At 32.8% G+C, this 22,711-nt stretch carries 28 protein-coding genes and 1 pseudogene; 22 read left to right on the top strand and 7 right to left on the bottom strand.

The features are described from left to right. Positions 1-28 precede the first annotated feature (28 nt). Positions 29-163, bottom strand: a complete 135-nt coding sequence (locus tag RRF69_RS10100) for a hypothetical protein (protein WP_316939645.1) — start codon at positions 161-163, stop codon at positions 29-31. A gap of 266 nt (positions 164-429) precedes the next feature. Between RRF69_RS10100 and RRF69_RS10095 the strand changes: the two genes are divergently transcribed. The 7 genes from RRF69_RS10095 (at position 430) to RRF69_RS10065 (ending at position 5,434) form a co-directional block, all read left to right on the top strand. Continuing rightward, entirely contained in the window at positions 430-1,056 is a 627-nt protein-coding gene (locus RRF69_RS10095) for a hypothetical protein (RefSeq protein WP_316939663.1), read from the top strand. Between the two features lie 176 nt (positions 1,057-1,232). After that, entirely contained in the window at positions 1,233-2,342 is a 1,110-nt protein-coding gene (locus tag RRF69_RS10090) for a hypothetical protein (RefSeq protein WP_316939662.1), read from the top strand. Positions 2,343-2,558: 216 nt separating this feature from the next. Continuing rightward, entirely contained in the window at positions 2,559-3,008 is a 450-nt protein-coding gene (locus RRF69_RS10085; RefSeq protein ID WP_316939661.1) for a protease complex subunit PrcB family protein, read from the top strand. A gap of 161 nt (positions 3,009-3,169) precedes the next feature. Then, entirely contained in the window at positions 3,170-3,820 is a 651-nt protein-coding gene (locus RRF69_RS10080; RefSeq protein ID WP_316939660.1) for a porin family protein, read from the top strand. Positions 3,821-4,146: 326 nt separating this feature from the next. Further along, positions 4,147-4,353: a T9SS type A sorting domain-containing protein gene (locus tag RRF69_RS10075; protein ID WP_316939659.1), complete on the top strand. Its 207-nt coding sequence runs from the start codon at positions 4,147-4,149 to the stop codon at positions 4,351-4,353. Positions 4,354-4,414: 61 nt separating this feature from the next. After that, positions 4,415-4,834: a hypothetical protein gene (locus RRF69_RS10070; RefSeq protein ID WP_316939658.1), complete on the top strand. Its 420-nt coding sequence runs from the start codon at positions 4,415-4,417 to the stop codon at positions 4,832-4,834. Positions 4,835-5,068: 234 nt separating this feature from the next. Continuing rightward, positions 5,069-5,434 carry a hypothetical protein gene (locus RRF69_RS10065; protein ID WP_316939657.1) on the top strand — a complete coding sequence of 122 codons (366 nt, stop codon included), beginning with the start codon at positions 5,069-5,071 and terminating at the stop codon, positions 5,432-5,434. 89 nt (positions 5,435-5,523) lie between these two features. Here RRF69_RS10065 and RRF69_RS10060 read toward each other — a convergent pair whose 3' ends face one another. Then, positions 5,524-6,321, bottom strand: a complete 798-nt coding sequence (locus RRF69_RS10060; RefSeq protein WP_316939656.1) for a transposase — start codon at positions 6,319-6,321, stop codon at positions 5,524-5,526. Next, positions 6,254-7,132, bottom strand: a complete 879-nt coding sequence (locus RRF69_RS10055; RefSeq protein ID WP_316939655.1) for a transposase — start codon at positions 7,130-7,132, stop codon at positions 6,254-6,256. Before RRF69_RS10055 ends, RRF69_RS10060 begins: the two co-directional genes overlap by 68 nt. Before the next feature lie 326 nt (positions 7,133-7,458). Here RRF69_RS10055 and RRF69_RS10050 point away from each other — a divergent pair, with 326 nt between their 5' ends. The 7 genes from RRF69_RS10050 (at position 7,459) to RRF69_RS10020 (ending at position 13,328) form a co-directional block, all read left to right on the top strand. Then, the gene (locus tag RRF69_RS10050; RefSeq protein WP_316939654.1) at positions 7,459-8,061 is read left to right on the top strand and encodes an outer membrane beta-barrel protein; all 603 of its coding nucleotides are present in this window, start codon (positions 7,459-7,461) and stop codon (positions 8,059-8,061) included. Positions 8,062-8,271: 210 nt separating this feature from the next. Further along, complete coding sequence (locus RRF69_RS10045; protein WP_316939653.1) at positions 8,272-8,742, top strand: GNAT family N-acetyltransferase; 471 nt, start codon at positions 8,272-8,274, stop codon at positions 8,740-8,742. Between the two features lie 11 nt (positions 8,743-8,753). Beyond that, on the top strand, positions 8,754-9,065 hold the full coding sequence (locus RRF69_RS10040) for an antibiotic biosynthesis monooxygenase (RefSeq protein WP_316939652.1): 312 nt from the start codon (positions 8,754-8,756) through the stop codon (positions 9,063-9,065). Positions 9,066-9,214: 149 nt separating this feature from the next. Beyond that, positions 9,215-10,027, top strand: coding sequence for a PhzF family phenazine biosynthesis protein (locus RRF69_RS10035; RefSeq protein ID WP_316939651.1), 813 nt, complete (start codon positions 9,215-9,217; stop codon positions 10,025-10,027). A 173-nt stretch (positions 10,028-10,200) separates the two neighbouring features. Then, positions 10,201-11,925: a hypothetical protein gene (locus RRF69_RS10030; RefSeq protein ID WP_316939650.1), complete on the top strand. Its 1,725-nt coding sequence runs from the start codon at positions 10,201-10,203 to the stop codon at positions 11,923-11,925. After that, on the top strand, positions 11,915-12,355 hold the full coding sequence (locus tag RRF69_RS10025; RefSeq protein ID WP_316939649.1) for a hypothetical protein: 441 nt from the start codon (positions 11,915-11,917) through the stop codon (positions 12,353-12,355). Before RRF69_RS10030 ends, RRF69_RS10025 begins: the two co-directional genes overlap by 11 nt. Positions 12,356-12,527: 172 nt before the next feature. Continuing rightward, positions 12,528-13,328, top strand: a complete 801-nt coding sequence (locus tag RRF69_RS10020; protein WP_316939648.1) for a type II CAAX endopeptidase family protein — start codon at positions 12,528-12,530, stop codon at positions 13,326-13,328. Here RRF69_RS10020 and RRF69_RS10015 read toward each other — a convergent pair. Further along, positions 13,317-13,625: a hypothetical protein gene (locus tag RRF69_RS10015; protein ID WP_316939647.1), complete on the bottom strand. Its 309-nt coding sequence runs from the start codon at positions 13,623-13,625 to the stop codon at positions 13,317-13,319. The two genes, RRF69_RS10020 and RRF69_RS10015, sit on opposite strands and share 12 nt — an antisense overlap. Before the next feature lie 219 nt (positions 13,626-13,844). On the opposite strand from RRF69_RS10015, the gene RRF69_RS10010 reads away from it, so the two are divergent. Next, positions 13,845-14,420, top strand: coding sequence for an outer membrane beta-barrel protein (locus tag RRF69_RS10010; RefSeq protein WP_316939646.1), 576 nt, complete (start codon positions 13,845-13,847; stop codon positions 14,418-14,420). 152 nt (positions 14,421-14,572) lie between these two features. Here the strand turns inward: RRF69_RS10010 and RRF69_RS10005 are convergent, their stop codons facing one another. Then, positions 14,573-14,707: a hypothetical protein gene (locus tag RRF69_RS10005; RefSeq protein WP_316939645.1), complete on the bottom strand. Its 135-nt coding sequence runs from the start codon at positions 14,705-14,707 to the stop codon at positions 14,573-14,575. A 226-nt stretch (positions 14,708-14,933) separates the two neighbouring features. On the opposite strand from RRF69_RS10005, the gene RRF69_RS10000 reads away from it, so the two are divergent. After that, positions 14,934-15,434, top strand: a complete 501-nt coding sequence (locus tag RRF69_RS10000; RefSeq protein WP_316939644.1) for a hypothetical protein — start codon at positions 14,934-14,936, stop codon at positions 15,432-15,434. An 84-nt stretch (positions 15,435-15,518) separates the two neighbouring features. Here the strand turns inward: RRF69_RS10000 and RRF69_RS09995 are convergent, their stop codons facing one another. Further along, complete coding sequence (locus RRF69_RS09995; protein ID WP_316939643.1) at positions 15,519-15,722, bottom strand: hypothetical protein; 204 nt, start codon at positions 15,720-15,722, stop codon at positions 15,519-15,521. Positions 15,723-15,893: 171 nt separating this feature from the next. On the opposite strand from RRF69_RS09995, the gene RRF69_RS09990 reads away from it, so the two are divergent. From RRF69_RS09990 to RRF69_RS09970, 5 genes are all read left to right on the top strand, one after another. After that, on the top strand, positions 15,894-16,205 hold the full coding sequence (locus tag RRF69_RS09990; protein WP_316939642.1) for an antibiotic biosynthesis monooxygenase: 312 nt from the start codon (positions 15,894-15,896) through the stop codon (positions 16,203-16,205). A gap of 5 nt (positions 16,206-16,210) precedes the next feature. Beyond that, positions 16,211-16,366 carry a hypothetical protein gene (locus RRF69_RS09985; protein WP_316939640.1) on the top strand — a complete coding sequence of 52 codons (156 nt, stop codon included), beginning with the start codon at positions 16,211-16,213 and terminating at the stop codon, positions 16,364-16,366. Between the two features lie 9 nt (positions 16,367-16,375). After that, positions 16,376-16,792, top strand: coding sequence for an O-methyltransferase (locus tag RRF69_RS09980; protein ID WP_316941136.1), 417 nt, complete (start codon positions 16,376-16,378; stop codon positions 16,790-16,792). 419 nt (positions 16,793-17,211) lie between these two features. Then, the gene (locus tag RRF69_RS09975; protein ID WP_316939639.1) at positions 17,212-17,913 is read left to right on the top strand and encodes a hypothetical protein; all 702 of its coding nucleotides are present in this window, start codon (positions 17,212-17,214) and stop codon (positions 17,911-17,913) included. 15 nt (positions 17,914-17,928) lie between these two features. Then, positions 17,929-18,876 (top strand): hypothetical protein, encoded by a 948-nt coding sequence (locus tag RRF69_RS09970; protein ID WP_316939638.1) that lies wholly within the window; start codon positions 17,929-17,931, stop codon positions 18,874-18,876. A 160-nt stretch (positions 18,877-19,036) separates the two neighbouring features. Here the strand turns inward: RRF69_RS09970 and recG are convergent. Further along, a pseudogene (recG, locus tag RRF69_RS09965) lies at positions 19,037-21,155 on the bottom strand (ATP-dependent DNA helicase RecG). Between the two features lie 141 nt (positions 21,156-21,296). On the opposite strand from recG, the gene RRF69_RS09960 reads away from it, so the two are divergent. Next, the gene (locus RRF69_RS09960) at positions 21,297-22,508 is read left to right on the top strand and encodes an RsmB/NOP family class I SAM-dependent RNA methyltransferase (RefSeq protein WP_316939637.1); all 1,212 of its coding nucleotides are present in this window, start codon (positions 21,297-21,299) and stop codon (positions 22,506-22,508) included. Positions 22,509-22,711 lie beyond the last annotated feature (203 nt).

Below are 22,711 nucleotides of genomic sequence, written 5' to 3'. Positions count from 1 at the left end.
GATTTATGCTTTTTTTTCAGCTGCTTTCTTAATATGCTTTGGTCAGCCGATATAAATAATCTAAAACGCTTCCTAACTGTCGGTAAAAATTGTCTTTTGGTGCCCGTTCACTCAAACTAAAACAAGCAAACAGCTTTTCTTGATAGGTCTTTTTTCCTTGCATCCTTAAATTTAAAGAAAATATTTTTATTATCAATCTATATTTACTTATATTTGGGTAAATACTTGTGCAACAGGAACAATGGCTATACGTAATGCGGGGTTTAATGGTGATTTGAAAGTAACAGCAATTAATAAAATTTACGGCAGGCTGAAAGGCTTGTGGGTACAAATCCCGCACTCCGCATAGCCGGGCCGTTAGTGGCAAGCAGGACGCAACCACTGGTATATAACAATCATCTTGACAGAGTAGCCAAATATTAAAAGAACATGAAAAATCTGAAAATATTGTTTCAAGGAATACTGATAGCAATTCTAATCTCAGGCTGTGAGAAAGAAGAAAATAGTGATAATCTGTCCTTACTTGGCATATGGACTTATAATGAGGATTATTCAAAGACCTTTGATTTTAAAAATTCGACAGACGTGTTAATCAATGGACAGGAATTCCTATATGAAATAGACGGAGATAGTATTGAATTTAGTTATAATGGACACTTGTACATTGCTGTGATTCCTTCAAAACATAAATACGAAAAATTGTCAGACAAGGACTATTTGATGATAGAAGATTTAGATAATTTGCAGTTTTTCAATGGTGAAAGCGGAGAGAATATTCTTTTATGCTACGTTGAGCCAAATGATTTTATTGGTACATGGATTTCAGAGAATGACACTTTGATTTTTAAGACAAACGATAGATTTGAACGCAGAAATGAGATTTATGAGTATAATTATGCAAATGATTCCTTGACTATACAGATAATTCGTGCTGATATTTTTATGGGTCCACTAAAAAGCAAATATAGCATAGATGTGGATACTTTACGAATAGATTATGCTGATGATTACTATCCAGATATAAAAAAAGGAGAATTAAATTATAAACGGAAATAATGCCAGCCACTAACAATAAACATAAGTAATGCGGGGTGATTTAGTTAATTTGAACATTAAAGCATTTAATAAACAAAGTAGCGGTTTGATAGTGAAATGCCTTGTAATCCCGCACTACGCATATTCGAGCCGTTAGGCACAATACAAACAAAAAATCTAGAACTAATCATTATACCATGAAATTTACATTTAACATTTTAATCTTTCTATTCATATTTACATCCTGCTCAAATTCAGATAATGAGAATAATTCTGATTGCACATATACACCAACTTTATCTGCCGAAAATGCTTCCAACATTACTGAAACTAGTGCAATATTTAGTGGACAAATTATCGCTCCAACTTGTGAGAGTACAGTAACTTCTCAAGGTTTTGTTTATGCCAAAACAACACTTCCAAAAACTGATGATTACGTTATAGAAGTTAATGGAGTAAACATTTCATCTGATGTTACTAATTTGGAAAGAAATACAATATATTATATGAGAGCGTTTTTTGTAAATCCAACTGGAGAGTATTACGGAAACGAAATTGAGTTTACAACAGCAATCGGAGAAATTAATATTACAACAAAAACTATAGAAAACATTACATTAAACAGTGCAACGAGTGGAGGAATAATTAATGACGATGGAGATGGCACAATAATAAATAAAGGAATATGTTGGAGTACCTCTCAAAATCCCACAATTGACGACAACCACATAGAAAATAATACAAATAGCTATGACTTTAATTCAGAGATTACTGGATTACAGGAGAACACAACTTATTATTTAAGAGCTTATGCGACAAATGAAAATGGTATTACGTATGGAAATGAAGAAACTTTTACAACCCTGTCATCTATTTATGAAGTTGAGTTAAATATTACTGGACATACAAATAGCTGTGGAGTTGAAGCAGAGTATTTTTATTATGAAATAAACTATAAAATTGATGATAATGATTCGATTTTTGAAGGAGCTGAAGGATTTGAGGGAACATCTTATAGTCATCCTCATTCATCCACACAAGGATTACAAGAAATAACTATTCAGAATAATTTAGAATTAATAATCCATCTTGGACAATTCAATCCAGATAGTTCAAAAGAAGATTTCAAAGGAACTTATTTAGATAATATGACGTTAGTAATTAGAAATTTAGATAGTAGTGAAGAAGTTTTGAATATTACATTACCTTCCTTATTTATCTGTACCGACGTTGCTTATAAAAATATTATCAATTTTAACCCTGTGGATAATAGCTACACAGTTGAACAATTAACTTATGGATTTTAACAAAGTACTGTGCCTAACAACAGTAACCCAGCTGCGCAAAGTCTCCCGACTTCGCGCAACTAAAAAATCATAAAATGAAATGCAAATTTTGAAGTATCAAAATGAATTTGAACAAAAAATTAATGAATGAGAATTATATAAGCTCAAAGTCGGGAGACTTTGCGCAGCAGGGTCATCATTTTAGAAAAATAGATTAATTAAAAAAAATATAATATTATGAGAAATATAATTTTAATTTTATCAATAAATTTATCTCTTTTTAGTTGTAATGACTCAAAAAATGAGAATACTTTTCCTCAAAACATAGTATTTACTGTAATAAGTAACGATATTTTAAGTGGAAATGGAAGTGAAGGAATTGTAAAGTCCAATATGGTTATTAATAATACTAGTGATTGGCAGAATTTACTTACCCAAATGAATTCAGTTAACAATGTTTCAGATAATTTTACTGAAACGACTATAGATTTTGACAGTTATTTGTTAATTGCTGTTTTTCTGGAGGTTAAATCCAATGGTTGGGAAGTGAAAATAACTAATATTACTGAAAATGAAAGTAGCTTAGTTGTTTCGACAAATGAAACTGAATTTGTTAGTTTGGTAATGACTCAACCTTATAGTATTGTAAAAATTCGTAGAACTGAAAAAACTATTAAATTTGAATAACATACGTTGGGTAACAATCTGTATAGTTAATGGCTAGAAAGAGCTAGCTATAGGGTTAGCTCTTTTTTATAAAGGTTTGTGCTTGATGAAAGTTATAGCCTTTTAACACGCCACTAACCATACAGTTTACAGTTACAAACAATTAAAAACAAAAATCATAGATGAAAAAGAACTTTTTGATTATTTTAATATTATTAGCTAATATTTCAATAAATGCACAAATGACTAAAATGAATTTTGGTCTTAAATCAGGAATTAATATGTCAAAATACACACCAGATGTGTATGTTGGGAATTCCAGGATTGTAGAATATCAAGGAAAAATTGGGTTTTATATTGGAGGTTATTCAAATATAAAAATTTCTAAAAAGTTTAGAATACAACCTGAATTACTTTTTTCTAACCAAGGAACAAAAAGAGTATTCGAGGATATTTCATTATTTGACTCAAATGGAATTCTTATAGGAGTTAGTGATATTGAAGAAACAATAAATGAATCTGTAATTTCTTTACCAATTATTTTACAATATTTTATTAATGAAAAATTTAATTTAGAAAGTGGAATTCAATTAGGTTATGTTATAAATCGAAAACAAGAAACTACCAAAGATTCTTTTGGGTTAAATCAAGGAAATAATTCTCAAAATAATAACACGAATTATGACAAATTTGATTTAGGCTTTAATTTAGGTTTAGGCTATAAAATATCTGAAAAATTGAGAATAAATATAAGATATTTTCTTGGTCTTATTGAAAGAGATAATTCAATAAAACCATCAATTTTCAGTTTAGGAATTGAATATGAAATATAAACTGTTTGTAACACCGGTAACCGTTGCACAAGCCCCGAAAAAAAGTAAAAAACCTTCCTTTTTAAGCCGATGTGCGGGATGCTTTACTAAAAAATGAGTGTGCTGTAGTGTTTTTTGGAGGGAATCTACGCTTTTTTGTCCACTTGTACCATAATAAGCCAGCTGCACAAAGTCTCCCGACTTCGCGCAACTAAAAAATCATAAAATGAAATACAAATTTTGAAGTATCAAAATGAATTTGAACAAAAAATTAATGAATGAGAATTATATAAGCTCAAAGTCGGGAGACTTTGCGCAGCAGGGATACAGAATTGAATGAACCTGATATGCAGAAAATCATCCGTTTGGTTGAGACAAAAGACAATACAGTTAATATCTCTATTTATAATTTTACAGGAGAAAGGGTTCTGAATAAAAATATAACCAACGCCAAAGAAACAATTTCTTTGTCAAAACTTCGGTCAGGTATTCATTTTGTCAAAACAACAATGAAAGGATTAACTGAAACAAAAACAATTTATTTACTTAGATAATTATATCTAAATGTTTAATCAGTTTTTTATGAATAATCAATTTTAACAAAAAACTATAATTATGAGAAAAATGATTTTAATTCTAACAATCTTTTGCTTTATTATAGGGTGTAGTGAAGAAGATACAGCACAGAAAAAAAAATGCAATGCTGTGATTATAGACTCTAATCAATTTCATAATTCTCAATCTGACACTTTTGATCTCGTTAGTTTGAATTTTGAGAATGAATGTTTAAAAATTAAAATTAGATATGGAGGTGGTTGTGAAGAAGTATCAGCTAAATTAATTGATAACAGAGATATTTTTGAATCAAACCCTGTTCAACGAAATTTAAGAATTGTATTTACTGACAATGATGAATGTGAAGCACTCATTGAAAAAAACTTCTATTTTAATCTTAGTAATATACAAGTAAATAACGAAAGAAAAGTTTTATTGAACTTTCAAGGAAGTGACTTAACTTACCTTTATGAATACTAACTATTGCCAACAAAAAATATAGTGCATGCCGCAGTTAGTGCTTCGTGGAGAAAGATTTACTAAATTTGAAACTGATTGAAACCAAGATACTTTGTAAGTGAAAAAATGGCACGCACCATATTCAAACCGATTGGCAAACATTTGACACAACTAAATGGAAATAATTGCATCTATAATATAAAAACACTTTAAATTATGAAAAAAATTATATTATTAATATTCACAATTGGAATATTGTCTAGTTGTTTAAACGACGACAAAAACTCTACGAATAATGAAATTATTGGAAAATGGAAATTAATAGAGGTGCAAATTTTTGGATTTGGAGGACAAAGTTCAACGGACTATTCAAATGAAAACATAGTTTATGAATTTCAATCAAACGGAATTTTGAAAGTAACTGGAGGACAAGATGTAAGTCATCCAGATGGAGAATATAATTACTTTTTTGGAGAGGATTATCTTGGAGGAACGACTGATCCAAAAATCTTATTAGTAAAAATTAATGAATCTAAATGGACATATAACTTAACTAATGGGAAAATGACTATAGGAAAATCTTATGTTGACGGTCCCGATTTAATATTTGAAAGGAAATAAAAACGATTTGCCAACACTAGTAACCGTTGCACAAGCCCCGAAAAAAAGTAAAAAACCTTCCTTTTTAAGCCGATGTGCGGGATGCCATACTAAAAAATGAGTGTGCTGTATTGTTTTTTAAAGGGGGGTATATAGGACCCAATGCCCTTTGTGAGGGCGGTAATTTCAAAAAACACAAAACCAAGGGCTTTTGCCTTAGATTTTGCCAGTTTTTGAGTGAATTTCACATACTTTTTCAGATTGTAAGCCATTGCTGCTAGGTGCATCACCTTGTTGGCTTGCTGTATGCCTATGGTATTGATCTTTCTCAGACCCATAAATTGAGTCAGTGTCCCAAAAACAGGTTCTACCGTGCTTTGACGTTTACGTTTCATAAAGCGTCCTTGTTTGCTGTGGACTCGTGCATTGTTTCGCTCATATTCCTCTCGGTAGTAGGTTACAGAAAATTTCTTCTCTTTGGCGGATTTACCTAGGCATTGGCTTGCTATTGGGCAGCCATTACATAGTTTACTCGACCCTCGGTATTCCTTTTTTAAGGTCTGGGTGCGGTAGTCTTTAAATACTTTTTTGAAGGGGATGGATTTTCCTTGTGGACATACATAATGGTCTTCTTGATCATTGTAAATAAACCCTTTGGGACCACCTTTGTAGGTGCCGTGTGGTGGAATAAAGCTTTGTAAGTTCACTTGTTCTAAAAAGGCATAGTTCTCTCCACTACTATAACCCGTGTCGGCGACACAGTTTTGCCATAGTAATCCCGAGTGGTGAAGTCTTGGTTTTAAGCGATTCACAATATCCTGAAGGTATTGATTGTCTTTCTTATCGGCATGGTAAGCTTGAATATCGGTGATGACATGGTGGGCAGTGTCTACACTTAGCTGACTCATATAATTGAGTTTTCTCGCTTTGCCTTAGTTTTACACTAATTCTTGCATCAGGATCAGTCGGACTGTAATGGGTTTTGTTACTGGTGTATTTACTGCCTTTGTTGCCTGCACCGGGGCGCTGATCTTGATTTTTTGACCAGTTCTTGTTACGGCTTTTTATAGCGCCTAGTTCTTGTTTGTTTGCATCAATAGTTTGTTGAGTTTTAGAGGCCTTGTTTTCTTTGGCTTGTCGATGGGGTTTATCCATACGGCTGATATGACGTATCTTCTGCAAGTGTGATTCTAAGTCTTCTTTGGGAACTTTGAGTTCCAAACTATCCATGGATGCATTGGCTTTCACTGGGGCGGAGTCAATGGCTTGGGTGTGACCACTGACCATCCCCTTTGAAATACACAGTGCTAAAACCTTGGTAAATACCTCTTCAAAGAGGCTTTCTGGAAACAATTGTCGTGTACGACTAATCGTTGAATGCCATGGCAGTTCATCATCGATATCATAACCGATGAAATACAAAATATCCATACGCATGCTGCAATGGGATATCAGCTTGCGATCACTAATGATGTTTTCTAAATAGCCGACCAAACACAGTTTGAAAAAAACTACGGGATCTACGCTTTCTTGCCCACTTGTACCATAATAAGCTCTAGTCAAGCCATACAAATATTCTAAATCTAAAACGCCTCCTAACTGGCGGTAAAAATTGTCTTTGGGTACTCGTTCGCTCAAACTAAAACAAGCAAACAGCTTTTCTTGATAGGTCTTTTTTCCTTGCATCCTTAAATTTAAAGAAAATATTTTTATTATCAATCTATATTTACTTATATTTGGATAAATACTTGTGCAACAGGCACAATGGCTATAATTAATACGGGTTTTGGTGCTTAACCCAATGTTTGGGTATATTTATAAAGCCCTCCAAATCTTTTTGATTTGGCTTTTATAAAGAAAAAGATAAAACAAAATAAAAAGTTTTGGCTAAGTGCTTATACGGAAATTAATTACTTTTAAGTCCCAAACTAACCATAGCCTAAACGTTGTGTGCAATTAAATGAAAAATTTGATGAAAATAAAAAGTAAAATCTGAATTTTAGCATATTTATTGCTAATTAAATAAAAACTTAAAAAAATTCAATATGAAAAAATTATTATTTATGAGTATCGTAATTTGCTCAAGCTTTACTTTATTTTCTCAGGAAAAAGGAACAAAAAATAAACCTACAGATAAAGGAAATTTTATAGTTGATGGCTCTGTTAACTTTTCAACTAACAATTCAAAATCTGTACAAAATGGATTTAATACAACTGAAAGTAGTAACTTCGGTTTCGGAATTAATCCGAAAGCAGCGTACTTTGTAGTTGATAGATTAGCTTTAGGGTTAGAGACTTCATTTGGTTATTTTGATAATGAGTTTATAGACAATAATGGAACGAAATTTTCAAGTAATAGTACATCTATAACAATTGGACCATTCTTAAGATATTATTTAGTCAATGGTCTTTTTGGTCAAGCATCTTTAGGTTTTGGAAAAGCTAACAGTGAAAATGAAGGCATTGAGAGTGAAAGTGACTTTTTCAGTTATCAATTCGGATTAGGTTATGCATTTTTCTTAAACAAACACATTTCTTTAGAACCAACTATTAGCTACCAATATAGAGAAAGCGGAAGTGACCAATCTACTTTTGAAACAACAAATAATGGTTTTATATTAGGAGCAGGATTTACAATTTATTTATAATTCTATAAAGGAATATTATTTCATAGATTTTAGTGAAAAAAATATGACTAAAAATATAAAACTGCACACAACACCGTATAAATTTTATTGCTGGCTTATTGCCTACTTACGAAAGTCCTCGCGGACTTTCTATCTGTGATTCATTTGCTAACTTTAGTTCTTAAAATACGCAACTAATCTTATACAACAACGTTAGCTGTTATTAGGAAAATGGAACAAACAGAGAAAATATTAATTAAGAAAACTGACTTTAAAGACCTTAACAAGATAATAACCTTTGAAAAGGAAAATTCTCAGTTTGTCCAACAATACGATATAGCAGAACATAAAGAAATATTAGAAAATGAATGTCATTTATCAATATTCAAAAAAGGAAATAATAAACTAATTGGACACATAATCTTAAATGGAATTTCTGACCATAAAAAATCTATCGAATTTAGAAGAATTGTAATTTCCGAAAAAGGATTTGGCTACGGGAAAGACTCAATCGAATTGATTAAAAAAATTTGTTTTGAGAAATATAACGCAAATAGAATTTGGCTTGATGTTTACTCTGATAATAAAAGAGCAATACAACTATATGAATCTCTTGGTTTCTTAAAAGAAAAGGTAGTGCAGATAGGGAAAGAAAGTAATCTGCGTGGATTATGGATAATGTCAATTGATAATAATATTTAATAAAAAGACAAATGATTTTAGAAGTTGCAATGCTAGAAGTAAAAAAAGGGCTAGAAAATAAATTCGAAGAGGATTTTAAAAAAGCGAGTAAATATATTAGTTCAATAGATGGATACCTGAATCATAAACTAAAAAAATGTTTGGAACAAACTAATAAATATATTTTACTTGTTGAGTGGAATAAATTAGAAGACCATACAATCGGATTTAGAGAATCAGAACAGTATAAACATTGGAAAGAAATTTTACATCATTATTATGACCCTTTTCCAATTGTTGAGCACTTCGAAACAACTTTTGAAATGAAAAATAACAACAGCTAACACCGTATATAATTTATTGCTAGTTCTAGCCTACTTACGAAAATCCTCGCGTATTTCTATTCGGTTTTTATATGCTAAATTAGGTGCTTAAACCACGCAACAAACCATATACAAACACGTTAGCACCAATTAGAGCAGATCAAGTAAGAATGAAAAAAATAGAAACCTATATCGTTGATTCATTTACGGACCAACCCTTTAAAGGAAATCCAGCGGGTGTCTGTATATTAAAAAATGAACTGTCTGATTCAGAAATGCTTTCAATCGCAAAAGAATTAGGATTATCAGAAACGGCATTTATTGGTGAGCTTAATGAAAATAATGAATATCCCATTAGATTCTTTTCACCAGTAATGGAAATTCCATTGTGTGGACACGCTACTTTAGCTTCTTCAAAAGTACTTTTTGAAAAAAACGGACAAAATTCACTCACTTTTGTGAATATTCAGAACTTGAAATTACCAATTAAACGCAATGAAGAATTCATTAAAATGGGATTCCCAATTTATGAGACAATCCCTAAAGAAGTACCATTTGAATTACTTAAAGCCCTTGGAATTGAAGAAGTGAGTAATAGCGAATACAACGCTGAAACCAAAATATTGTTACTTGAAATTCAGAGTGCTGAATTATTAAAAAACCTATCCCCCGATTTTGACAAGCTAAAAAAATCACATAAAGAGATTAACGGAGTAGTTGTAACTGCACATTCGACAAAGGTGGAATTTGACTTTGAATCAAGATATTTTTGGCCTTGGAGTGGGACGAATGAAGACCCTGTAACAGGTGGAACGCATACCTTTTTGGCAAAATATTGGGGAAAGAAATTGAAGAAGTCAAAGATGAATTCTTTTCAATGTTCAGAAAGAACTGGATTTATGGAAGTTGAATTGTTGAATGAGGAAGAAATGACGATAAAAAGCAAGGCTCAAATCATTTTGAAAGGAGAGTTGAAAATATAGCTGGTGCTAAAAAGGTGTATAAGTTATAGGGGTTTAAGTAATAAAAACAAAGTGTAAGTATAAAACAAGGTCAGTGTAAAACTGAAAAGGTCGTGAGTAGAAATCCGCTACTACTCATACACTAGACCGTTAGCAAAAATGTAACACAAACATTAACTATTAAAACAAAAATTATGAGAAAACAAAGCTTACGGTTTTTAACATTAACACTGATTGGAATATTGATTTATTCCTGTCAAAACGAAATTGAGGACACACCACAATCAGAACTGACATTAAGTGAAGAACTCGCATCTGAATCAGACGGCAAAATTGTCTTAGGAGAAAAACTGGAAAATCCATATTCTGTTAAAAATATGCGATTAGCTTTGGAAAGCCTAAAAGAAAAACAAAAAAAGTCATCTAAAAGTTATTCCGCAAAAACATTAAAAGATGATTTAGACATTCAAGCTACCGATTATTATGTGAAATTTTGGGTGGAGAACGACGAGCAAAAGAACCTATTACTTGCCGATTCTCTAAACCTTTCAATTATTCCTTTAGATGTAGAAATTGAGCAAGAAGGCGATTATTTTGTAGATGAAAATACCGAAATAGAACAAGCCCAATGGCTTTATACTTCAGTAGTAAAAGATTATCAATTCCATTCTGATGTGGCTTATGAAAAAATAGAAGATTTATTCTTGATTGAGGAATCTGGACCCGAAGAGGAAGAAGGAGATGAAGGGGAAGATGAAACCACTACGACCACCATTGCAGGGAAAAGTGCCATTTCAAAAAGTTTTCTTTATGACTTAGAAGACGAGGCATTACGTATTACAGACAATTGGGAAGAACCCGAAGATGAACAAGATAGCCAAAATGGTATTTCAGCAAGAAGAAGCAAAAGAAAACCTCAAGGCTATATTAGGGTAAGAAATACGGTAACAGGAGGAAATGACCCAGTATTAGGTGTAAAAGTAAAAACAAGGCGTTGGTTTAAATGGGCAAAAGGTTGGACAAATTCACAAGGTTTTTATAGAGTAAACAGAGGCTATAGACGAAGTGTTAGATACACCGTAGTTTTTAAAAATACAAGAGGATTTAAAATTTGGCCATCCACCATTAGCATTTCATCAGCAAGGTACAGAGCAGGAAAACATAGTAAATATGGTCATAATATTACTTTTGGGACTAATTCCGTTGGTTGGCGTTGGTCAACTGTAAATAATGCTACAGTAAAATATTTAGATTACTGTACACGATTTGGAATAGGAAAACCGCATTCCAATCTAAGAATTGTTGCCAATGGAAAATCAGGTGGAGGAGCAGCGCCAATGTTAAGAAGAACTTGGGGATGGATTGGCTTTAGAACTAACTCTGATTTAATTTCTTTCTTTAGCAAAACTACAATTTCATTACCAATAAACGCATTATGGTTAGTAACTCGTTTTGTACTTCCTGACATTATCATTAAAGCCAATGCCAGTCAAGGTACAGATGGAGTTTTTGAGACCACTTTTCACGAACTAGGTCACGCAAGCCATCATAAAAAAGTAGGCAGTGGCTATTGGGTAAAATACATCAACTATATCATTACTTACGGAGCTTATGGTGATGGACACGGACATAACTCTGGTTATGCAGGTGTTGGTGAAATGTGGGGATATTATATTGGTGCAAGATTGGCAGAAGAAGAATTCGGTACGACAAGATTTTATGTTACTTTAAAAGATGGTTGGATTCCACCTATTATAAATAGAAGAGTAGTTAATGAAGCTGATTACTCAATTCAGGATATTTATTCGTCACTAAACTCTCACGTGAATACTATACCTAAGTTAAATACTGAATATAATTCAAGGGTTGGTAAAAACATTCCAACAGTTAATCAAATTTTTGATGATTATGGATACTAAAATAATACACTTATTAGTATTAGCTTTATTGCTTCTATCTTGTGACCCTAAATCAGGTAACAAAAGTTTTTTTATAGAAAATTTAACTACAAAAGACTTAAACGTTAAACTATACAAACAAGGAAATTCAAATACTCTCGATTTATTCCAAAATAACACATTAAATATTTTAGAGTTTAGTGCGTTAGGGGGAGATTTTGGCGCAATTTCTGATTTTGACTCAATAATGTTTACAGATATCAATAAGACTATAAAATGGTTAAAACCAAATAATAATTATGGTTATATAGATATTGACAATAATATAGGTGAAGAACGGAACATACAAAAGGATATATATAATCGTAAAAACTGGACATTTCAGGCGAATGGAGACGATGAGGAGTGGGTTTTTACAATTAATGAGTCTGATTTAGAATTATTTGAATAGTAAACACTTTTGCTAACACGGTTTATAAAAAATAGCAGTTAAGCACAAACTTTGTAGTTTGCACTTAACTGCTATCTTTATTGTTAAATTGAAAGTAGTAACATTTTTAGTCTGCTACTTTTCATATACATTACCGTTGTGTGCAACCAAAAAAAAAGAACAATAAATAATTATGATTGAGAAAAAGGAAACTTATTTCCCCAATGTAGGACAAAGTTGGGGGATTGTTGGAATAGCAATACTTTCAATGTTATTATTTAGTCCAGTAAACCTCATACTAAACAATGTGCTAGGAAAAGAGATTTCTTTTTTAGTTTATTACTTATTAGCAATGGGAGTTCCTTTTGGTATCGCTCATTTGATAAGAAAAAAAAGAATAGGAATTAATAAATATAATTTTAGCCTTAGTTCTATGAAGATAATGGCATTAGTTTCTATCTCCATAATTGCAATTCAAACAGGAATAACACAACCAATTGTTAATTCATTACCAATGCCTGAGTTTATGCAAAAGATATTTCTTGAATTCGCAAATCAAAAAGGGGTGTTTTCTTTTTTAGCAATAGTTATTGCCGCACCTATAATCGAAGAATTGATTTTTAGGGGAATTATTCTAAATGGATTATTACAAAAATATTCTCCAGTTAAATCAATTATTTTATCAAGTGTTCTTTTTGGAATCGTTCATTTAAATCCGTGGCAGTTTGTTAGTGCTACAATAATTGGGATATTTTCAGGTTGGGTTTATTACAGAACAAAAAAATTATCGCTATCAATCTTGATTCATTTAGTAAATAACCTTATTGCTTTTTTAGGAATGTATTTTATGGATGCGGAAACAATGATGAATGAATCACTAACAGAATTGTATGGTGGTTTTACAAATTTAATTCTAATTACTTTCAGTGCAATATTAGTATCGATTATTGGAATTTTCTTATTGAAAAAAGAATTTAGTGAATTAAAAAACTGATAAATGGCAGCACACAACAATGGTAACCGTTGCACAAGCCCCGAAAAAAAGTAAAAAACCTTTCTTTTTAAGCCGTTGTGCGGGATGCCATACTAAAAAATGGCTGTGCTGTAGTGTTTTTTGGAGGGGATCTACGCTTTTTTGCCCACTTGTACCATAATAAGCTCTAGTCAAGCCATACAAATAGTCTAAATCTAAAACGCCTCCTAACTGGCGGTAAAAATTGTCTTTGGGTACTCGTTCGCTCAAACTAAAACAAGCAAACAGCTTTTCTTGATAGGTCTTTTTTCCTTGCATCCTTAAATTTAAAGAAAATATTTTTATTATCAATCTATATTTACTTATATTTGGGTAAATACTTGTGCAACAGGCACAAAGTATATAATTTATAGGCAGTTATGTTAATGTTCAATCTTTTATTCTCGTTTCAAAATATGTAGGTTATTTAAAGTTCGTGGTTCGTAATGCCTACAAATCATATACAAACCGTTAGCAAAAATTAAAATAAAACCCAAAATGAAAAGAAAACTAACAATTATTTTATTATTATTTATACCATTTATAATTTTTTCTCAAAAAAAAGGAGGAATTATTATAGGACTAAATAACTCATCAATTTCAGAAGGAATTTTAGGTCAGGTTTCAATTTCTGATAAAATGGGATTTCACATTGGAGGTTTTTATGAATATGAAATTAAAGAGAAAATAAAATTTAGACCTAAAATAACTTTCTCGCAACAAGGAAATAGATATGAGTCTAATATTCCCGAAAATATTATGTATGAATCTAACTATATGAATGTTTCTTTAAACTACAAATTTTATGAATCAACATATATACTTCTTGGACCTCAGTTAGGAGTGTTTCTTAATGGAAATGGAAGTAGTAATAATAATACCCGGTTTCTTAGAAGTCAACCTTTTGATGTGGGAATTAATTTAGGAATAGGAAAAAAGTTGAAAGATTTGATTTTTGAACTTAATTTATATCAAGGTTTGACTAAAGCTATTGATAAGCCAGATTTTAATGGGGAATTAAAAAAAGGAACTAATACTCTAATTCAATTCAGTGTAGGATATTATTTATTCTAGAAAACTTTTGCTAACAACGGTAACCGTTGCACAAGCCCCGAAAAAAAGTAAAAAACCTTCCTTTTTAAGCCGATGTGCGGGATGCAATACTAAAAAATGAGTGTGCTGTAGTGTTTTTTGGAGGGATTTATGCTTTTTTTTCAGCTGCTTTCTTAATATGCTTTGGTCAGCCGATATAAATAATCTAAAACGCTTCCTAACTGTCGGTAAAAATTGTCTTTTGGTGCCCGTTCACTCAAACTAAAACAAGCAAACAGCTTTTCTTGATAGGTCTTTTTTCCTTGCATCCTTAAATCTAAAGAAAATATTTTTATTATCAATCTATATTTACTTATATTTGGGTTAATACTTGTGCAACAGGCACACGGTGTATAAGTAATAGCGGTTTAAGTGATAAAATCAAAGTATAAATATAAAATAAAGGTCAGTGCAAAACCGAAAGGTTTGTGCGTAGAAACCCACTACTACTCATACACGAGACCGTTACAAACAATTAAAACTCAAATTTACGAAATGAAAAAACTGAACTTACTGCTTACCATTTTAATTGGATTAACAATTTTGTCTTGTTCATCTGATAAGGAAGAAAAAATCGGAAGTGTAGCTGGAATTTATAATTTAATATCAATTGAATCGAATATAGCTTTAGATACTGATTTAAATGGAGAATTTGTTAGTACAGAACTAATAGACTACATCTCCTGCTCATCGTCAATGACTCTTAATTCAAATGGAATAATAGATTGGGATTATTTAAATATATCTCAAAATTTAAATTCTGAAACTTTAACTTATTCTGAAATTGAATGTCAAAAAATTAATGGAGGAACTGGGCATTATGAGATTAATTATGAAGGAATAACTTTAACTTTTGACACTATTATAAATGTTATTAGTGCAAACTTAAGCGCAAATCTTATAAAAGTTAAAAGAAATGAGAATCTAGTTGTGAATAATGGTGGACAAATCCAGTTATCGACTGTACAATTATTATTTACATATGAAGAACAATAACTGTTTGTAAAATGGTAACCGTTGCACAAGCCCCGAAAAAAAGTAAAAAACCTTCCTTTTTAAGCCGATGTGCGGGATGCAATACTAAAAAATGAGTGTGCTGTATTGTTTTTTGGAGGGATCTACGCTTTTTTGTCCACTTGTACCATAATAAGCTCTAGTCAAGCCATACAAATAGTCTAAATCTAAAACGCCTCCTAACTGGCGGTAAAAATTGTCTTTGGGTACTCGTTCGCTCAAACTAAAACAAGTAAACAGCTTTTCTTGATAGGTCTTTTTTCCTTGCATCCTTAAATTTAAAGAAAATATTTTTATTATCAATCTATATTTACTTATATTTGGGTAAATACTTGTGCAACAGGCACAAAAGATATAAGTAATAGGCTCGTACCTCTCCTACTACTCATATCCAAGCCGTTGGGCTTAATACCCAAAATGAAGAAACAAAATAGATAATAAATGATTTTAGAAGTTGCAATACTCGAAGTGAAAAAAGGATTAGAAAGCAGATTCGTAGAAGATTTTAAAAAAGCAAGTGAATATATAAGCTCTATAGATGGATATTTAAACCACAAACTAAAAAGGTGTATAGAACAAAAAAATAAATACATTTTATTAGTTGAATGGGAAAAGTTAGAAGACCATACTATTGGATTTAGACAATCTGAACAATATGCTTATTGGAAAGGACTTTTGCATCATTATTATGACCCATTCCCTACAGTTGAACATTTTGAAGCAACATTTGAAATGAAAAATGACAACAATTAGATAATATGAAAGACTCAAATATTCTTGACAAGCCTAAAATTCATTCAGAAATTGAGAATAAATCCAAAGAAATAGGATTTACAATGCCTTCTGACCTATACATCGGAACGTTTTTAAAAACACTGATAACATCTAAACCTAAATCAAACTTATTGGAATAAGGAACTGGAATTGGATTATCACTCTCTTGGATGATTGACGGAATGGACTCTGAATCTAAACTAATTAGCGTTGACAATGACCCCAAACTTATTGAGATAGCTGAAAATTATTTCGGTCAAGATAAAAGAGTGGAATTAATATGTGCAGACGGAACTGAGTGGATAAAAAATTACAATAAAGATAAATTTGATTTAGTTTTTGCTGACGCTTGGCCTGGAAAATATAGTGAGATTGAGGAAATTCTTGATATGATAAAAGTTGGTGGATTATATATAATTGACGATATGTTGACTCAACCAAATTGGCCAGATGGACATCAAGAAAATGTTGACAAACTAATTGAATATTTAGAAAATCGGAAAGATTTTAATCTGACAAAAATGAATTGGTCAACTGGGATTATAATCGCAACAAAAAAGTACTAAGCACAACAATGGTAACCGTTGCACAAGCCCAGAAAAAAAGTAAAAAACCTTCCTTTTTAAACCGATATGCGGGATGCCATACTAAAAAATGAGTGTGCTGTATTGTTTTTTTGAGGAATTTATGCTTTTTTGCCCACTTGTACCATAATAAGCCAGCTGCGCAAAGTCTCCCGACTTCGCGCAACTAAAAAATCATAAAATGAAATGCAAATTTTGAAGTATCAAAATGAATTTGAACAAAAAATTAATGAATGAGAATTATATAAGCTCAAAGTCGGGAGACTTTGCGCAGCAGGTCTCGCGCCAGCTTTTTCCTCGGTGGATACGAACGCGCTCCGAAAACCCAACCGTTTCATATTGTAAAACGTTGTGTGTAATTAGAAGAACCGCATAGAACAAATAATTCAATCAAAATCAAAGTGAGCATATTCTCTTATCATTTAGTCAAACTTCCTTTTTTTGTTGCGGTAAAAGGAATGTTCTCGAATCCAATTTCTAAGAATACAAAAGGACTGATTCACTCTGAATATATGACGGCAATGACCCTAGGTTCACCAATTTTTTCTCCCTTAAGAGTTTTAATAGGTCAAGTAGCAGTTTTTATGCAATGGGAAAATGAAAATGTACTTGAAAACTATTTGGAGCAGGACAGTTTTGGAAGAATTTTAGCAAAAGGTTGGCATGTGCGTTTGTCTTTTATTAGAGAATGGGGAAAGTTTAGTGGATTCAAAATACCAAATGATAAAGACCAATTAGAAAGCTCATATTCTCCTGTTGTTGCTGTTACAATAGCAAGAATGAAACCTTTGGCAGTTCCTAGATTTATACATTGGGGAAGACCCGTTGAAAAGCTAGTTAGAGACCATCCAGGAACAACTCTATCGTTAGCCTCAGTTAAATTCCCTAACACAGTCTCAACCTTTTCAATTTGGAAATCTGAAAAAGAAATGACCAATATGGTACATGGTCACAGTAAAGTAGAAAAACCGAAAAGGCATTCAAACGCAATGAAAGAAAGGGAAAGAAAGAACTTTCATTTTGAGTTTACCACTCTTCGATTTAAGCCTTTAACAGAGTTCGGAAAATGGAAAGGTCAATCGAATTTTATTCCCAGTAATTAAACCTTGATTGTGGAGATGGGAATAGCTAGAAAAAATCAAAGCATTCAGGATTGGATTACTCAACAATGGGTCATACTGTTTGGGCAGCGGATTGACAATAAGAATTATCAATGGCTTTTAGGGCCATTTGGTGGAACAAATGGAATCGGGACAAAATTCATTGTGCAGTTAGCTAAAGATGAGAGTTTAGTCCTTGATAACCAAAGAAAAAACAGAGGGTTACTTGATTCAATTCTAAATCTAGGACTGCCAGAAACTGAACTAAAGAGACTATCTCCAGAAGTAATTGACTTCTATGAAAACACATCAAATTATGACCTACAGCTAAAAGCAAAATGGAATCCTATATTCAAAAGTTTTGGCTTGTTAGTGAGAATGATTTTCAGTAGAAGAATTGAACAACTAAATGTTCCAATTCAAAACCTAGAAGAAGGATCAGGCCTCACCAACGAAATAATTAAACTACATGATTCTAAAACAAATGAAGTCAAAAGAACAATTTGGCTTAGAACCTTTAAATCAACAGGCCAAGTAGTTTACTCAGGAGTTTATAAAACTTGTTCATTACCAAACAAACAGATTTGCATTAAGGCTATTTTTCCTTTACCAAATGGAAATGCCACAGTAATCTTATCTCCTAAAGTTGGTGAGAAAGGTGAACTCATTTTGGATTCATCAGGACAAAAAATTGGTGATAGCGGATTTTACTTTTTGCTCAGGGATTCAAAAGGTCAATTATGGACTAAATTTATTCGGTCATTCAAGGACAAGTTAGTCGTCAGCTGCGAAAATGATAGAATTACAGCTATCCAAACTTTGACATTATGGAATTTAAAAGTTCTTGAATTTAAATACGAAATAAAAAAACTACACACAACAAAAGTAACCGTTGCACAAGCCCCGAAAAAAAGTAAAAAACCTTCCTTTTTAAGCCGTTGTGCGGGATGCCATACTAAAAAATGAGTGTGCTGTAGTGTTTTTTGTAGGGGGGGTATATAGGACCCAATGCCCTTTGTGGGGGGCAGTTATTTCTAGGATCGTAAAACCACGAGAATAATAGAATAACTAGTCTCTGCTAACGTAAGTGCTCCGCTGGTAACAGCATGACAATACAGTAAACATGTCAACTAATATTCGCCCAAATTCCAGAAGATTTATAAATCGCAGTAAAGGTTTGCAAGATGCCTTTGTGTTCCGGTTTTTGCAAACTAGGATCGTCTTGCAGGAGTCCAATAGCAGCATTCCTAGCTTTTACCAAGGTAGTTCCATCTTTTACAACATCTGCAATTTTCAAGTTCAATACCCCGCTTTGTTGGGTTCCCATAATATTTCCGGACCCCGTAATTTTAGATCAACCTCTGCAATTTTAAATCCATCCGAAGTAGCCACCATTGTTTTTAAACGGGTTTTTGCTTCGTCAGACAATTTAAAACTGGTAAGGAGTATACAATAGCTTTGGTCCGCTCCTCGCCCAACACGCCCTCGTAATTGATGCAGTTGCGAGAGTCCAAATCGTTCTGCACTTTCAATCACCATCACACTTGCATTGGGCACATTTACTCCAACTTCAATCACGGTGGTTGCTACCATAATTTGAGTTTCCCCTTTTACAAAACGTTGCATTTCAAATTCTTTGTCTGCTGGCTTCATTTTTCCGTGTACAATACTGATTTGATACTTTGGCGTGGGAAATTCTCTGGAAACACTTTCGTATCCGTCCATTAAGTCTTTATAATCCATCGCTTCAGATTCCTGAATCAGAGGGTAGACCAAATAAATTTGACGCCCTTTTCCAATCTCATCTCGCATGAATTTAAAAACTGACAATCGATTGCTATCATAGCGATGAACGGTTTTAACTTCTTTTCTCCTGGAGGCAATTCATCTATCACCGAAATATCCAAATCTCCATAAACAGACATTGCCAAGGTTCTAGGGATAGGAGTCGCAGTCATGACCAAAATATGAGGAGGAACACGTCCTTGCTGTGAGGAATTTTCACTCCCCTTTGCCCACAATTTTGAGCGCTGGGCAACTCCAAATCGATGTTGCTCATCGATGATTGCAATCCCTAAGTTTTGGAACTTCACCTTGTCTTCCAACAAAGCATGAGTACCAATTAAAATATGTAGCGATCCGTTTTCTAAATTTTCGTGAATTTCTCGCCGTTTTTTCACTTTAACAGAACCGGTTAAAATATCCACATTCAGTTTCATTCCTTCCAAAAGCGAGGAGACAGCAATATAGTGCTGTCTTGCCAAAATTTCTGTGGGTGCCATAATGGTCGCCTGGAATCCATTGTCAATTGCCAATAACATCGCTAACAAGGCAACAATAGTTTTACCTGAACCCACATCCCCTTGCAACAATCGATTCATATGTGCCCCGGAAGCCACATCTTTTCGAATCTCTTTCAACACTCTTTTTTGAGCATTGGTCAGATCAAAAGGTAATTTTTTACTGTAAAATTCATTAAAGACTTCTCCTACATTTTCAAAAACAGCGCCCTTTATTTTTGCTTTATTGATGAGCTTTTTTCGAGCCAATTGCAATTGAATAAAAAACAATTCTTCAAACTTCAAACGAAATTCGGCTTTTGTCAGCAGTTCTTGATTTTTGGGAAAATGAACATTCAACAAAGCCTCTCTTTTGGAGATCAATTGAAAATCATCCAAAATCTCTTGGGACAGGCTTTCTTGAATCCCTTCAAAAACTTGCTGCAACAAACTTTGAATATAGCCCCGAACCATTTTGTTGGAAACTCCCGAATTGGTCAATTTTTCTGTCGAAGGATAAACTGGCTGCATTTTGGACTGCAACTTTTTTTTGTATTCACTCACCAACTCCATCTCTGGATGCGGTATGCTAAAGCTCCCATTGTAATGGTTTAATTTTCCATATACCACATAGGGAACATTGATTTTTAAGGAGTCTTTGATCCACTTCTGTCCTTTAAACCAAACCAACTCCATGGTTCCTGATGCATCTTGAAACGTTGCCACCAACCTACTCCCTCTTTTTTGTGCAATCGATTTGACATGGGTAATTTTACCAACTAGCTGTACCTCAGAAGAATTGGGCTGCAATTCTTTGATGGAGTAAAACTGGGTTTTATCGATATATCGAAAGGGGAAAAAGTGTAGCAAATCATTACAGGTTTTGATTCCCAATTCGGCGTAAAAAAGCGATGCTCGATGAACACTAACTCCAGTAATATATGTAATTGGATTGCTTAAATTCAATGGATACAATTTTCAACTACGAAAATAAAGAATTCAATTTTTACAAAAGGGTATTTTGTTTCTTTTAATCTGTGGAAAAGAAAAAAGAACCAAGTAAATGCCTTAAAATAGCGTATCTTTGCAAGCTTTATAAAACATACAATGAGATTACACAGAAACTTAACTTTTTCAGTTATAGATAGTATTAGAGATATATTCAACGAAGGCGTTTATGCAGACAAAGCTGTCGAAAAAGCATTGAAACGAGACAAACGTTGGGGCGCAAGAGATCGCAAATTTGTTGCTGAAACCATTTACGACATTGTTCGTTGGAATCGACTGTATGCAGAAATTGCAGAAGTAAAAGTCCCGTACGATAGAGATAATATTTGGAGGTTGTTTTCTGTATGGTGTATTTTAAGAGGAATTGCCTTGCCAGACTGGAATCAGATAGGAAATGTTCCAGAAAGAAAAATCAAAGGGCGTTTTGCTGAATTGTCTAAAACTAGAAAATACAGAGAATCAATTCCAGATTGGATGGATGAAATTTGTTTGGCTGAATTAGGCGAAGAGCTTTGGACCAAAGAAATAGCAGCATTGAATCAACAAGCAAAAGTAATTTTAAGAACAAATACCTTGAATATTTCAAGAGAAGTTCTTCAAATGAAATTAAAAGCTGAAGGGATTATTACAGAAATCGTAGCAAATCATCCAGATGCTCTGATGCTACCAGAAAGAGCCAATGTTTTTAAAACGGAAGCCTTTCACAATGGGTACTTTGAAGTTCAGGATGCCTCATCTCAGTTAGTTGCCGCCTATTTGGACGTTCAACCCGGAATGAAAGTCGTTGATACCTGTGCTGGTGCCGGAGGAAAAACTCTGCATTTGTCTGCATTGATGCAAAATAAAGGGCAAATTATTGCCATGGACATTTACGAAAGTAAACTTCGAAAACTAAAAGTTAGGGCCAAAAGAAACAAAGCACACAACATCGATATGCGTGTCATCGACTCTACCAAACCCATTAAAAAATTACACGGAAAAGCCGATCGCGTTTTGATTGATGCTCCTTGTTCTGGATTAGGAGTTCTTCGTAGAAATCCAGATTCTAAATGGAAATTACAACCCGAATTTATTGAGAATATTAAAAAAATTCAACAAGAGATTTTACAAAGCTATGCTGCCATGGTAAAACCTGGTGGAAAAATGGTCTATGCAACCTGTTCTATTTTACCATCTGAAAATCAAAATCAAGTAAAAACTTTCTTAGAATCTGAAGCTGGAAGCGACTTCACCTTTGTCTCTGACAAAAAAGTTTTTGCCCATATTTCTGGTTTTGACGGATTTTACATGGCCTTGTTAGAGCGAAAATAAAAGTAAAATCAATATTGTCTAAGACTTTCTAGGGAAATTTTTTTACAGAATTTCCTCAGAAAAGCAATTGACAACCCAAAAAATCATCAAGCAATAAGTTCACTTCTTAAGGAATATAAATTGAAAAAGGCAAATCAGTACGATTTGTCTTTTTCCGTTTATAACTCCGTGAATAACTCTGGATATTCTCTTAAATAAATAGG

The sequence above is a fragment of the Polaribacter sp. HL-MS24 genome (assembly GCF_032758595.1).
In the GTDB taxonomy this organism is placed as follows: domain Bacteria; phylum Bacteroidota; class Bacteroidia; order Flavobacteriales; family Flavobacteriaceae; genus Polaribacter.
This window is presented reverse-complemented; position numbering and strand designations above follow the sequence as displayed.